The sequence below is a fragment of the Guptibacillus hwajinpoensis genome, assembly GCF_020524165.1.
GTDB classification, from domain to species: Bacteria; Bacillota; Bacilli; order Bacillales; family Guptibacillaceae; genus Guptibacillus; species Guptibacillus hwajinpoensis_D.
Genome location: NZ_JAIVKU010000003.1, coordinates 630,804 through 643,652, shown reverse-complemented (window position 1 = coordinate 643,652; position 12,849 = coordinate 630,804). Strand labels below are relative to the sequence as shown.

General features: G+C 39.9%; 15 protein-coding genes and 2 other annotated features. Of the genes, 1 reads left to right on the top strand and 14 read right to left on the bottom strand.

Annotated elements, in window-relative coordinates; translation table 11 throughout:
- The first annotated feature begins 16 nt into the window (after positions 1–16).
- Positions 17–1,057, top strand: a complete 1,041-nt coding sequence (locus tag LC090_RS06455; RefSeq protein ID WP_425590628.1) for a cytochrome d ubiquinol oxidase subunit II — start codon at positions 17–19, stop codon at positions 1,055–1,057.
- A gap of 47 nt (positions 1,058–1,104) precedes the next feature.
- On the opposite strand, the gene LC090_RS06450 is transcribed toward LC090_RS06455, so the two are convergent.
- The 14 genes from LC090_RS06450 to ytaF all read right to left on the bottom strand — a co-directional run bounded on the left by LC090_RS06450 (position 1,105) and on the right by ytaF (position 12,823).
- Positions 1,105–1,380, bottom strand: a complete 276-nt coding sequence (locus tag LC090_RS06450; RefSeq protein WP_226656399.1) for a DUF1294 domain-containing protein — start codon at positions 1,378–1,380, stop codon at positions 1,105–1,107.
- A gap of 74 nt (positions 1,381–1,454) precedes the next feature.
- Positions 1,455–1,811, bottom strand: coding sequence for a 50S ribosomal protein L20 (rplT, locus tag LC090_RS06445; RefSeq protein ID WP_224593227.1), 357 nt, complete (start codon positions 1,809–1,811; stop codon positions 1,455–1,457).
- Between the two features lie 45 nt (positions 1,812–1,856).
- Entirely contained in the window at positions 1,857–2,057 is a 201-nt protein-coding gene (gene rpmI / locus LC090_RS06440) for a 50S ribosomal protein L35 (protein ID WP_048312400.1), read from the bottom strand.
- Positions 2,058–2,079: 22 nt separating this feature from the next.
- Positions 2,080–2,583, bottom strand: coding sequence for a translation initiation factor IF-3 (infC, locus tag LC090_RS06435; RefSeq protein ID WP_226656397.1), 504 nt, complete (start codon positions 2,581–2,583; stop codon positions 2,080–2,082).
- 89 nt (positions 2,584–2,672) lie between these two features.
- Positions 2,673–2,793, bottom strand: a sequence feature (ribosomal protein L20 leader region).
- A gap of 177 nt (positions 2,794–2,970) precedes the next feature.
- Positions 2,971–4,908, bottom strand: a complete 1,938-nt coding sequence (thrS, locus tag LC090_RS06430) for a threonine--tRNA ligase (RefSeq protein ID WP_226656395.1) — start codon at positions 4,906–4,908, stop codon at positions 2,971–2,973.
- Between the two features lie 43 nt (positions 4,909–4,951).
- Positions 4,952–5,166: a binding site (T-box leader), on the bottom strand.
- Positions 5,167–5,234: 68 nt separating this feature from the next.
- Entirely contained in the window at positions 5,235–6,059 is an 825-nt protein-coding gene (locus tag LC090_RS06425) for a putative sporulation protein YtxC (protein ID WP_226656393.1), read from the bottom strand.
- 96 nt (positions 6,060–6,155) lie between these two features.
- Entirely contained in the window at positions 6,156–7,088 is a 933-nt protein-coding gene (dnaI, locus tag LC090_RS06420) for a primosomal protein DnaI (protein WP_226656391.1), read from the bottom strand.
- A gap of 15 nt (positions 7,089–7,103) precedes the next feature.
- Positions 7,104–8,447, bottom strand: coding sequence for a replication initiation and membrane attachment family protein (locus LC090_RS06415; RefSeq protein WP_226656619.1), 1,344 nt, complete (start codon positions 8,445–8,447; stop codon positions 7,104–7,106).
- A gap of 135 nt (positions 8,448–8,582) precedes the next feature.
- Positions 8,583–9,041, bottom strand: coding sequence for a transcriptional regulator NrdR (nrdR, locus tag LC090_RS06410; protein WP_098444492.1), 459 nt, complete (start codon positions 9,039–9,041; stop codon positions 8,583–8,585).
- A gap of 74 nt (positions 9,042–9,115) precedes the next feature.
- Positions 9,116–9,505, bottom strand: coding sequence for a cytosolic protein (locus tag LC090_RS06405; RefSeq protein ID WP_226656389.1), 390 nt, complete (start codon positions 9,503–9,505; stop codon positions 9,116–9,118).
- A 150-nt stretch (positions 9,506–9,655) separates the two neighbouring features.
- Positions 9,656–10,045, bottom strand: coding sequence for an adenosylmethionine decarboxylase (speD, locus tag LC090_RS06400; RefSeq protein ID WP_098444494.1), 390 nt, complete (start codon positions 10,043–10,045; stop codon positions 9,656–9,658).
- Positions 10,046–10,379: 334 nt separating this feature from the next.
- A complete protein-coding gene (locus tag LC090_RS06395) occupies positions 10,380–11,408 on the bottom strand; it encodes a glyceraldehyde-3-phosphate dehydrogenase (RefSeq protein WP_226656387.1) in 1,029 nt (342 codons plus the stop codon).
- A gap of 173 nt (positions 11,409–11,581) precedes the next feature.
- The gene (coaE, locus tag LC090_RS06390; RefSeq protein WP_226656384.1) at positions 11,582–12,175 is read right to left on the bottom strand and encodes a dephospho-CoA kinase; all 594 of its coding nucleotides are present in this window, start codon (positions 12,173–12,175) and stop codon (positions 11,582–11,584) included.
- A 15-nt stretch (positions 12,176–12,190) separates the two neighbouring features.
- The gene (ytaF, locus tag LC090_RS06385) at positions 12,191–12,823 is read right to left on the bottom strand and encodes a sporulation membrane protein YtaF (protein WP_226656382.1); all 633 of its coding nucleotides are present in this window, start codon (positions 12,821–12,823) and stop codon (positions 12,191–12,193) included.
- Positions 12,824–12,849: the final 26 nt, after the last annotated feature.

Genomic DNA, 12,849 nt, shown 5'->3' with positions numbered 1-12,849 from the left:
ATCTAAAAAATAAGAGGTGAATGACATGTCGGAAGCATTCTATGCCATTACATTAATTTGGGGACTTGTTTTCATTTACGCGGTTATGGCGACAATCGATTTCGGTGCTGGATTTTGGTCGATGATCTATTTAAATCGCAATAATACGAAAGCAACAAATATAGCTAACCGCTATCTTTCTCCATCATGGGAAGTAACGAATGTTTTTATTGTAGCTATTGTTGTAGCGCTTTTTAGTTTCTTCCCTGGAGCGACATTTACTTTAGGAACAGTGCTACTTATTCCTGGCAGTTTAATCATTTTGTTACTTGCGTTACGCAGTGCCTTTCTCGTCTTTTCTCATTCAGCATCAGAAAATTACAAACGTATCCTAACGTTAATTTCAGGAATAACTGGATTTCTTATCCCAGCGCTCTTAATATGTGTTTTACCCATTACGCACGGCGGATATATCCAAACCACCAACGGAGTAGAGCGCCTTTTATTGAGTGAATTATTTACAAGTCCGAGCGTTTATGCATTTATGGCCTTTGCCATTTCCAGCACGCTCTTTCTGTCGTCTCTTTTACTCTCTGATTACTCAAATGTATCCGCAGATCAAGAAGCTTATCAAACGTATAGAAGAGATGCTATTCTTGTTGGGCCAATTTCACTCGCGATGGCTGGTTTACTCGTTCTCACCATTCGTAACGAAGCCCCCTGGCTTTACGAAGAACTAATGGACTATGTGCCATGGCTGACCGGTTCAATCGTCACTTTTGCCATCGGGTACCTCGCTCTGTTTATTCCTAGAAAAACAGGAATCGGTATTCCAAGACTAGCTATGATTAGTGTCGTAACCCAGTATCTACTCGCAAGCTACGCTTACGGTTCAGCTCATCTCCCCTATATTGTTTATCCAAATGTTACAATTGAAACTGGATTCACAGACCCGGCTACATTTCGCGCTTTGATCGTTACGTATATTGTTGCTTTCTTCATTCTAACACCAGGATTTATTTACTTCTGGCGCCTTTTTCTTAAAGATAAAAGATATCTCAAGCAAAACGAGTCGTAACAATGCATCAAATAAAAAAACACAGCATGCGCTGCGTTTTTTTATTTCTATCTCGTAAAGTAAACATAACCAATAATAATGATGTGTAAAACAATTAGTGCTGGAATGCCGTAAACAAATTGAGTATGTTTTGTTTTATGCCTAAAATGCTTCATACCGATATAGCTTCCAATACTCCCACCAATGACAGTAAGAAGCCATAACGTCTTTTCCGAAATCCTTTGGCCCCTCTTCTTAGCTCTACGTTTATCTACTCCCATAATGATGAAACTACAACCATTGATCAAAACGAAATAAATGAAAAATAAAACAAGACCACTCACATTGCATTGCCTCCTTACTTACCTTTTCCTACAAAAAAACCATCCTCAACAAGTGAGAATGGTTTTTCAAAAACTTATTTCAAGTTTTCTTTTGCTTTTGATGCTAGTTCAGCGAACGCTTTTTCGTCGTTGATTGCTAGCTCTGCAAGCATTTTACGGTTGATGTCGATACCAGCTGTTTTAAGACCAAACATCAAACGGCTGTAAGAAAGTCCGTTCAAACGAGCTGCCGCGTTGATACGAGTGATCCAAAGCTTACGGAAGTCGCGTTTTTTCTGACGACGGTCACGGTAAGCATACATGTTTGATTTCATAACTTGCTGATTAGCAACTTTGAAAAGCAAAGACTTCGATCCGTAATATCCTTTTGCGAGTTTTAACGTTCTTTTACGTCTGCGACGTGTTACGTAGCCACCTTTTACTCTTGGCATACTAAACCCCTCCTAATTTCTGTGTCTAAATAATATAAAAACCGATTACTTCTTGTTGTAAATTAAAGTCTTAATGCGCTTGAAGTCACCTGCGGAAACAAGAGAAGCTTTACGAAGCTTACGCTTCTGCTTTTGAGACTTGTTACCGAACATATGGCTAGTGTAAGCACGGCTGCGCTTAAGTTTACCTGATCCAGTTTTCTTAAACCGTTTTGAAGCTCCACGGTGAGATTTCATTTTTGGCATGAGTGAGTTCCTCCTTCAAGAATTACTTTTCTGCGATAGGTGCCAAGATTAGGAACATGCTGCGTCCTTCCATTTTTGGTTTGGACTCAACAGTTGCGATATCTTTGCAATCTTCTGCTAGGTGCTCAAGCACCTTTTTACCGATTTCAGAGTGTGTAATCATACGACCGCGGAAACGGATCGATGCTTTCACTTTATCGCCTTTTTCAAGAAACTTACGAGCATTACGTAGCTTCGTATTGAAGTCATGTTCTTCAATGTTCGGGCTCAAGCGAACTTCTTTAACGGTAATAATCTTTTGTTTCTTACGCGCTTCTTTCTCTTTCTTCTGTTGCTCATAGCGGAATTTTCCGTAGTCCATGATGCGACAAACTGGAGGTTTCGCGTTTGGAGCAACCATAACAAGATCAAGATTTGCATTACGAGCCATATCTAATGCCTCATTTTTGGATTTCACACCAATTTGGTTTCCGTCCGCACCAACAAGACGTACTTCCCGAGCACGAATGCCCTCATTGACGTTCATATCTCTACTAATAATCAGCCACCTCCATGGTTATTGTTCGATGATAATCATCTCACATGATGTCATTAAATGGTTTATATCCGGTTCAAAGCATAAAAAAAGCGTCGGCGCATACGACACCCACACATTACACATTTATAGAACAGTGTACCTGTAAACTACCAATTAAGGCGTCAATCAGGTGAGAAGCGGGCGCTTCTGCTTGCTTTGTTTCCGATATTTAATTACCTAAGACAGTATACCATGCTGACCAAATCTATGTCAAGGTGATAAGATTCGTTCGAAGTGCACTTGATTATCATAACGAATCTTTCGCTTTGTGACAAGTGTTTTTTGTAAATTTGTTTCATCAAAAAAAATAAAGCCGGCATCTACGCCGGCTTTTCGTTACTTCTTGTCTTTAATTTCTTCTTCAATGCGAGCAGTAAATTCGTTTAGAGAAACAGTCTCTGAATCCTGCTGGCTGTAGCGACGAACATTAACCGCTTCACCTTCAACCTCTTTATCCCCTACTACGAGCATATAAGGAATCTTCTGCATTTGTGCTTCACGAATTTTGTACCCAATCTTTTCATTGCGTTCGTCTACTTCAACTCGAATTCCAGCGCGTTGAAGTTTTTTCTGAACGTTCTTCGCATATTCCAAATGTACTTCAGATACAGGAATAATTTCTGCCTGAATCGGAGCAAGCCATGTTGGAAATGCACCTTTGTATTCTTCAATTAAGAAAGCAACAAATCGTTCCATTGTAGAAACGACGCCGCGATGAATGACAACTGGACGATGGTGGTTGCCATCTTCACCAATGTATGAAAGGTCAAAACGCTCCGGAAGTAAGAAATCAAGTTGAACAGTCGAAAGAGTCTCCTCTTTACCTAAAGCCGTTTTCACTTGAACATCCAATTTTGGACCGTAAAATGCAGCTTCTCCTTCTGCTTCTATATAATCAACCGAAAGGTCATCCATTGCTTCTTTAAGCATTCTTTGCGCCTTTTCCCACATCTCGTCGTTGTCGATATACTTTTTCTTATCTGCAGGATCGCGATAAGAGAGACGGAATGAATAGTCACTAATATTAAAGTCTTTATATACTTCTTGGATCAGCTCAACAACTTCAATAAATTCTTGTTTAATTTGATCGGGGCGACAGAAAATATGAGCGTCGTTTAGCGTCATTGAACGTACACGCTGAAGTCCTGCTAACGCACCAGACATTTCATAGCGATGCATTGTTCCTAACTCAGCCACGCGGTACGGAAGACTGCGGTAGCTTTTTAGATCATTTTTGTAGATCATCATATGGTGTGGACAGTTCATTGGACGAAGAACCAATTCTTCTGTTTCATCCATTTTCATTGGAGGATACATATCATCCTGGTAGTGATCCCAATGACCGCTTGTTTTATATAACTCTACATTTGCAAGGTGTGGTGTATAGACATGGTTGTAACCAAGACGTTCCTCAAGGTCAACGATATATCGCTCTATTGTTCGTCGAATTGTTGCTCCTCTTGGCAACCAAATCGGTAGCCCCTGACCTACTTCTTGAGAAATGGTAAATAGCTTAAGCTCTTTCCCAAGTTTACGGTGATCGCGTTCTTTCGCTTCTTCCAGAAGGTGAAGGTATTCTTCAACCTGTGATTGTTTCGGGAATGCTGTACCATAAATACGCTGTAGCATTTGATTTTCACTATCTCCGCGCCAGTAAGCTCCTGCAATTGAAAGTAGTTTAAAGGCTTTGATTTTACTAGTAGAAGGAACGTGTGGTCCACGACAAAGATCGAAGAATTCCCCTTGCTCATAAATGGTAACTTGTTCATTGTCAGGTATCGCTTCAAGCAATTCTAACTTTAGATCATCACCAATTTCTTTAAACATTTTCTCAGCTTCAGCGCGGCTTACAACGATACGCTTCACTTCTAGATTCTCATTAATGATTTTCTTCATTTCTTTCTCGATCTTCGGAAGGTCTTCAGGTGTAATGGAGACAGGACAATCAATATCATAATAGAATCCACTATCAATCACCGGGCCTACCCCAAGTTTCACATCGCTATAAAGACGTTTAATCGCCTGAGCCATTAGATGGGCTGTACTATGACGAAGAACTTCAAGTCCGTCTTCGCTTTCAGGTGTTACGATTTCAATCGATGCGTCTTCTTCAATTTCGCGACGCAAATCAAAAAGTACGCCATTCACCTTTCCAGCAAGGGCTTTTTTCTTTAAGCCCGGACTGATTGAGCTTGCAATCTCTTCTGTTGTAGTTCCTTTATCAAATTCCTTCACAGAACCGTCAGGAAACGTAATTTTTACCATTTCAGCCATGCTTCTTCACTCCTTTTTTGCATATAAAAAAACGCTCATCCCAAAAAGGGACGAGCGTTTATCTCGTGGTTCCACCCTGCTTCCCGCATAGAGAAAATCCTATACGGCTCAGATTGCTGTAACGTAGCAGAAACGCCACCCTATTTCCAGGGCAGAGTTCAAAGGTGGTAAGAATGCTCGTCTCGCTAGGAAGTTCGCACCAATCCTTCCCTCTCTTAAAGCAGACAGAACATCTCGTGTCCTTATCGTAACAATAACGTATATGCGTGTATGTAGGTATTATAAGTAGTGTACTTGTGAAAATCAAGCTTATTTTAATGATTGCCTCAAAAATTTTTTTTAAACAGCTGCAACGGAAAAAAACATAACCGTTCTTCAAAAACATTTCGTATAGTTTGAGCTAACCCTTCTTCCGCATCCTCAGTATACAAATAAATTTTATTTGGTGCTAGAATCAAAAGCGGCAATAATATTTCAGGATCAATATCTTCCAAAGAAAGCCCATTCGGAATATGATCAAGCGGCTCGTAAAGGCCATTAAGCTTTTTCCCATTAAGATCATATAAGCTATAGCTACGATCAAACACAACCACAACTTTTTCTTGAACCGTTTCCCGTGCTTTGAGAAGTTGCCTTAGCGCTTCTACAAAGTTCTGGTATTCTTGTTCAAGCTTATACTCATCAATCGCTTCACCAATCAATTCTGTTAAGAGGGCACGATATGGACCTGTTCGAAACCTTAAATAAGAGTCAAACATGATCGTTCCACCCTGTTCAATACAAGAAACCGTTGAACGATGCAATAAATCCATCCGATTTGTGTAGCGATCAGCGCCAGGAAGTTCTTCTTTGTTTCCCTCTCCAATACTTTTTGCAATTGCTGTAATTTCACTAATTTCATCTTTATCTTGATAAAAGTACTTTGTTGTTAATATTTTTTTCATCCACTGTTTCTCATAGATTGTGCTAACACAGCGGACGATGCATTGGGAGATGTGATGGCACAACTTTGAATTATAAGGCTCTACTTTTATAGATAGAGTTAGGTCTGGCTCGTTCACGGAAATTTTTTCTTGAACATTTATAACCTTTATCAACTGTTCATAAACAAATTGAAAATCTGCTTGTTGATTAAATGTTATTGAAACCACTTTTTCCCCCCCTGTCCACCTTCTTACTAAAATCTATATGGCTTAAAAACAGAAATGATGTATAGAACAACAAAAAAAGTCTTCCAAAGGAAGACTTTAGACTCTTCTATTTTTACCTTGCAAAAAGACCGGAGTAGTAAAGTGCTTAATTCTTTCCATGATTCGCTTTGCTTTTGTTTCTTCAATTCCACTTTTATGAGAATAAGCGAGGTGGTCTTCTAACAAGGTATAATCTAGATTAGAAGAATAGAGCGTTGGTAATCCTTCTGTCATTCGATATTGGAGTAGGGCACCAAGTATATCGTCCCTTACCCAACTCGAGATATTTTCAGCTCCAATATCATCAAGGATTAATAAAGGTGTCTCTTTTAAGTAATCTAACTTTTCGTCAATCGTTTGATCTTGTATCGCACTTTTCATTTGTCGGAAGAAATCAGGAGTATAAATAAACTGCGAACGAACGCCTTTTTCCTTCGCTAACTGATTCGCAATAGCCCCCAGAATAAAGGTTTTGCCAACGCCAAAACCGCCGTGGATGTAGAGACCTTTCTTGGTTTCACCTGGGACAAAGTCCTCGACGTATTGAATCGCAGTGCCAATCGCTTCAAGCCGCACAGGATCCTCATCATCAAGATCTGCAAAAGTCGCTTCTAGAATTTCTTTTGGAATATAGTAGCTCTGAATCATTTCATTCCGTTTCTTATTCTTATCTTCTTCAATCCTAGTTGGGCAACGGTTATAGCGTATGTCGATGACGGAACGATTGATAAACAGCTCAGGCTCGTATCCCTCCATCATATTGATACAGTTTGATAGACCCGGGCAGCCTTCACAGCGCTTAGCCTGCGTCGTGTATTCATACAACCTTGCGAGACTTCGATCAATCATTTTCTCATCAACTTCATCCTGCTCCTGGATAAATGCTTGAATGTCTTCATCTGCCATAATCGCTTTTTTCATTTCTTGATATTGTTCCTGAAACTTTTTATTCCCCGGCATTTTATTAAACGATTCCTGGATGGATTCCATACATTTCACCCCGCTTTATTTTTTGTATTTGCTTAGCATCTTTTTCAGCTGATCCTGCTTTTCTGAGCGCTCTTCATGAGACATATCAGGTTCTTTTTGCTCTGATATCCATTCTGGAACTTTATCTTTTCGAGTTGGAGAACTTCCTTTTCCGCGTGAAGCTGGTTTTTTCTTTGGCTGCTGAAGTTCTTTGAGGGCAAGATTCATCGCTTCTCTCACTGTCTTTACCCTAGCCCTAGCCCAGTGACTCGCAAATTTTTCTACGTAGTTTTTTGAGAGCTTCTTATCCTGTGTTTCAATAATAAAATCAAGAAGAACATTCATCACCCCGGGGGTCAGCTTCTGTTCATCCATGATGCGCTCTACGAGTTTCATGTCTGCTTCTGATGGCTTGCCACCTTCAGCTGCACGTTGAAGAATGTCATAAGGCGTCATTTGTTCATAACGCTGAGCGGCCTTTTCTTCTTCCGTTACGGGTTCTCTAGTATGAAATTCTTGTAGGGCAGCAGGCTGGCGTCTATATTGGAGTGCCGGTACCTTCCCTCTATTTTCAAGAGCAAACCAACTACTTACTTCTTTCCGTAGAAGATCATCCGAAAGCTCGTCATGATGGATAGCCGCCTGCTCTACGATGCGTCCCATTTCGTAAGGCTCAATCTTATACACAAAAGCGAGTCGCTCAATTGTTTTCTTAACCGAATCAGTAAACATCGTCTCTGTCACAATCATATCAGAGATGTGCTGTTTCATCACATCAAAGTCAAATGCAGATGAAGTGAAGACAAGACCTTTGTTATCGTTTCGACTAGCAACCTCCCGAACGTCTTCTTCCTCATACCCTGCAGTCATCTCAGATGGATGGAGCGAATCGTATACTTCATTAAATGAAGCCGTCATATCCTTATATTCAGTCAGATCAGGCTTTTCGACTGAAAAGTAATTTTTCAAATCATGGTAACGATTACGTCCTAGTCGATTGAACAAGTAAATATTTAAAACACCGTCATTAAAAAAGCGATCAGGTGTTAGCGGCGGCTGAAGCTCGTAAGTAAAGTGCCTCGGGTCTTCTCCTTTTTTGAGGAAAGTTTTCAACAACCCGATTCCTTCTAACTTACGGCGCTCTTCAAGCAATTTCTTTGTATCCCATCTCATCATCAGCACTAAATGGTGATGAGTCATTTTCGTGACTAAACTATCCTGTTGTTCGTGAGCGCTCCACATTGTCATATACAGACTATATGCACCAGCACCAATCAAAGGCTGATATAACAGGGTTAAGACATTCCTATCATATTCATGCAATATTCCACACGCCTCGATTTGAAGCGTATCAACAGGAAGGAGTTCTTTCCAATGCATATGCTTCACCTTTACATTCCTCTTAGATTTTCTAACTTACTTATAGCCTAAAACTGAACATCAAGCAAGGCTTGAACCGTAACGATCTTGTATTATTGACGTACAAAAAAAGAGCTTACACTAAGCTCCTTTTCCCTACTCCGCTCTGTTAATTAATTCTTTAAGCTCACGAATAAACACATTGATATCTTTAAACTGGCGATAAACAGAAGCAAATCGAACGTAAGCGACTTCATCAACTTTTGCAAGCTGATCCATCACAAGCTCACCTACAGTATCGCTACTAATCTCAGAAGCGCCCTGGTTGCGAAGATCGCGTTCTATTTCGTTCACAATGGTTTCAAGTTTTTCGAGTGGCACAGGTCTTTTCTCACAGGCTTTTATTAAACCTCGAAGAATCTTTTCCCGGCTAAACTCTTCCCTAGCTCCATCTTTTTTCACTACAATAAGCGGTATTTCTTCAACTGTTTCAAACGTTGTAAATCGATAAGTACACGATTCACATTCGCGGCGCCTGCGGATCGACCGGCCTTCGTGAACCGGTCTGGAGTCAAGCACTCTTGTACCATTATGATTGCAGTTGGGACAGCGCATTAGATCATCTCCACTAAACGAACAAGATTTCTATTTCTTATTTTAGCATAAAATGTGCTATGGCACACCTCTCACTAAAATTGCTCTGAAATGCCTGTTCCGATCAACGTTAATTTTTTCTTCAAATCTGAATAAATGGTTTCAATCACCTTTTTGCTAAAACCGAAATCTACCGGTAAGGGGGTTTCTGTTGAAACGGAAAAATCAACCGCTGTTTTATAAGCGCGCACGGTTACGACAGTTACAACGATTAATGCTTTTTTAGGCCCCTTCACTTGAAAGACAAACTCTCCACGTTCGGGTGAATTCGTCACGATTTCACCTTTGTAGTGTTTTTGAAGAATGGCTTTTGCTTCTGTGAAAGCCTGTTCTTTTGTCGCTTTAAAATAGTGCGTTTTCAGTGCATCAACGTGATGCCTTTCCCCTGTTTCAGAACGATTGCTGAAAAATTCTTTTATTCCCACCCCTGGTCCTCCTCTATTTTTTTTAAGGATAGCAATAAATGACTGATAAATCAACGAGATCGAGCGGAATTCCCCTTCATCCTGATCTGAGAACTAGTCCTGGATAAAATAAAAAAGGGCACCTGAGGCACCCTTTCATTCGTTGTATAATTATGAAGTAAACGCAGACTGTTCTTCTCTTACTTTTGGTTTTACTGGGCCCATACCTCGTGGAAGTTCAATGTTTTCACGCGTATCCGCTCCAAGTGCATCTGCAATATAATTTGCAGCTACGTTTGGATCAAGATCACCACATGTATACACATCAATACTTGCATAACCATGCTCAGGGAAACTGTGAATCGTTAAGTGTGATTCAGAAATAATGACCACACCACTTACACCCTGTGGTGCAAATTTATGAAATGCTACTTCACGAACCTCTGCACCAGATTTAAGAGCAGCTTCGACAAACGTTTCTTCGATAAATTTCATGTTGTTTAATTTTTCAGTGTCACAGCCCCATAGTTCAGCAATGACGTGACGTCCCATTGTATCCATAGCAAAATTCCCCCTTTAAATTTACTCATGCCTAAAGCATGCGGTATTGAAAATCCACCACGGGGGAAAGTTAGTCCGATGAGGTCCTAACCCTTTAAGTAGTTTTCAATGCCAAATTGCTATAAAAGAAGTTCACGAAAAATAGTATAAGGCTTTTAAAATAGATTTGCAAGAATAAATTAATTACTACCCTTACTTCTCTTCATCCTCTTTTACATAGTTAGTGAATCAGCAATATTTAAAATATATCCAATTTATACTAGAAATATCCTGCATCCGCCGCCCTTAATCAAAAAAAAGAAGCAGGATCGCTCCTACTCCTTCCCTCTTAAACCTATACGCTCACTTTCAACCTCTCAGGAATTCGTTCTCCTACGTACTTTGCCATATCCACAACTCGACAAGAATATCCCCATTCATTGTCATACCAGGCAAGCACCTTTACTTTTTTGTTTTCAACTACCATTGTCGACAGTCCATCTACAATAGAAGAATGCGCATTGCCGTTATAGTCAATTGATACTAATGGTTCATCAGAGTAACCAAGAATACCTCTTAGCGGCCCTTCCGAAGCAGCCTTTAAAGCATCATTTATCTGTTCAATGGTTACTTCTTTCTTAAGATCTACAACCAGGTCTACTAAGGAAACATTAGGTGTCGGTACACGAAGCGACATTCCATTCAGTTTTCCTTCTAAATGTGGCAATACCTTTGAAATCGCTTTAGCTGCGCCTGTCGAGGTAGGGATAATTGACTGACCACAAGCACGAGCTCTCCTTAAATCTTTGTGTGGATTATCAATGTTTTTTTGATCATTTGTGTATGCATGCACCGTAGTCATCATACCTGAAACAATTCCAAACGACTTATCAAGTACCTGAACGACTGGAGCAAGACAATTGGTTGTACAGGAAGCATTAGATAAAACGTGATGTTGTTCATCGTTGTATTCGCTTTCATTTATACCCATTACGATTGTCAGATCTTCATTCTTACCAGGTGCGGTAATGATTACTTTTGTTGCTCCTGCCTCAATATGATAAGCAGCTTCTTCTCTCGTACGAAACTTTCCGGTAGCTTCAATGACAATATCGATCCCCATTTCTTTCCAAGGAAGACTTTTAGGGTCACGATTATTTAAAACAACCACTTTTTTATTGTTAATCTTTATTCCATTCTCAACTGGTGTAACCTCTCCATCAAATGTACCGTGAATGCTATCATATTTAATTAAATGGCTGAGCGTTTCTGGCGGATAGCTAGCGTTAATTGCTACAACTTCCAAACTATCTTCCATCATTGCCTTTCTAAAAACCATTCGCCCAATTCTTCCAAAGCCATTAATCGCTACTCTTGATTTCATTCAGCGTTCCTCCCGCCACATATGTGTTATACTTATTTCCCCTATCACAAAATTAGTATAACATATAATATGCAAATGAAAAGATTAATTTACACTATTTTTGTAGATCCTATTTATCTAAGCGCTTGACTATAAAAAAACAAAAAAACACGCCGTTTTAGACGTGTTTTTCATCATATTATTCCCCATTTTTTCAGAATGTTGTTAAGCTGTTCTTCCGTCTTTTCACGTGTACCGGTGTTATCAATCACCTCATCAGCCAGATCTTTCTTTTTTTCAATAGGCATTTGCGATTGAATGCGATCAAAAGCCTCTTCTTCGGTACTCCCATCCCTTTCAACTAATCTCGATAGCTGGGTTTTTGCATCGACATAAACGAGAAGGGTTTGATCAACCATATGAGTTAGCTGACTTTCAAATAACAGCGGAATATCGAAAATAACATGCTCGTTTCCCTGTTCTTTAAAAGCTGCTGCTTGATCAAGCATTTCTTTTCGAATAGCAGGGTGAAGAACTCGATTTAAAACCTTTCGCTTCTCCTCATCTTTAAAGATGACGGAACCTAACTTCTTTCGATCAAGCCCGCCATCTTCCGCTCTCATGTCTTCTCCAAACAATTGAAAGATCTTTTCAAGTGCTGGCTCACCAGGTTCAACGACTTTTCGTGCCATCACGTCTGCATCAACAATTGGTAAATCATAGCGTCGAATCATCTCAGCTACAGTACTTTTTCCGCTAGCAATTCCACCGGTAAGTCCAATATCCATTGTCTTCCCCCTTCCCTACATTCTCATAAATCCTAAGATTATGAGTAGGCATCCTGGTACAAATGATAGTTTATCCATCCATTTAATGTTCGAAGTAAGGTTTCCGAACTTTAATCCTGAGAGCAAAAACAATGAACTCATACAGGCAATCAATAGAGACGTTTCAATTGGAGGAAACCCAACCATTGACGCACCTATTCCAGCTCCAAACGCATCAAGGGATAACGCAGCTCCAAGCATGATTGCTTCAATGCCTGTTATTGTACCAGAATCATCAAAATCTGCCGTTGTTGGTTTTCTTAAAATACTGATAACCACTCCGAGCGAGCGGATTTCGTAATGAAGAAGAATACGCTCAGAAACCGTTTTTTCAACGTCTTTGTTGTTACGAATCATTTGATATAACACCCATCCACCGAGTACGATAAGAATACCGCCACCAATTCGCTGAGCTACTATATCTGAAATCCATAACTGTAAAAGTGAGCCAAATCCCATTGCGATTAACATGGAGATCGCCGAACAAATCGAAATGATAAGAATCGACTTAAAAGGAATTTTCATCCTTCGAAGGCCATACGTTAAGCCAACTCCAAAACCATCTACACTTACTGCAAACGCTAAGAAAAAAAGAGAAACCCAGTACATAGGCGAGCTCCTTCCATACTAAAATC

What these genes read in the sequence shown, in the direction of transcription:
- rplT (WP_224593227.1), bottom strand. Translation starts at nt 1,811, where the DNA reads ATGCCAAGAGTAAAAGGTGGCTACGTAACACGTCGCAGACGTAAAAGA.
- rpmI (WP_048312400.1), bottom strand. Translation starts at nt 2,057, where the DNA reads ATGCCAAAAATGAAATCTCACCGTGGAGCTTCAAAACGGTTTAAGAAA.
- infC (WP_226656397.1), bottom strand. Translation starts at nt 2,583, where the DNA reads ATGAACGTCAATGAGGGCATTCGTGCTCGGGAAGTACGTCTTGTTGGT.
- thrS (WP_226656395.1), bottom strand. Translation starts at nt 4,908, where the DNA reads ATGGCTGAAATGGTAAAAATTACGTTTCCTGACGGTTCTGTGAAGGAA.
- dnaI (WP_226656391.1), bottom strand. Translation starts at nt 7,088, where the DNA reads ATGGAATCCATCCAGGAATCGTTTAATAAAATGCCGGGGAATAAAAAG.
- LC090_RS06415 (WP_226656619.1), bottom strand. Translation starts at nt 8,447, where the DNA reads ATGCATTGGAAAGAACTCCTTCCTGTTGATACGCTTCAAATCGAGGCG.
- nrdR (WP_098444492.1), bottom strand. Translation starts at nt 9,041, where the DNA reads ATGCGCTGTCCCAACTGCAATCATAATGGTACAAGAGTGCTTGACTCC.
- speD (WP_098444494.1), bottom strand. Translation starts at nt 10,045, where the DNA reads ATGGATACAATGGGACGTCACGTCATTGCTGAACTATGGGGCTGTGAC.
- LC090_RS06395 (WP_226656387.1), bottom strand. Translation starts at nt 11,408, where the DNA reads ATGAAATCAAGAGTAGCGATTAATGGCTTTGGAAGAATTGGGCGAATG.
- coaE (WP_226656384.1), bottom strand. Translation starts at nt 12,175, where the DNA reads ATGGATATTGGACTTACCGGTGGAATTGCTAGCGGAAAAAGTACTGTA.
- ytaF (WP_226656382.1), bottom strand. Translation starts at nt 12,823, where the DNA reads ATGTACTGGGTTTCTCTTTTTTTCTTAGCGTTTGCAGTAAGTGTAGAT.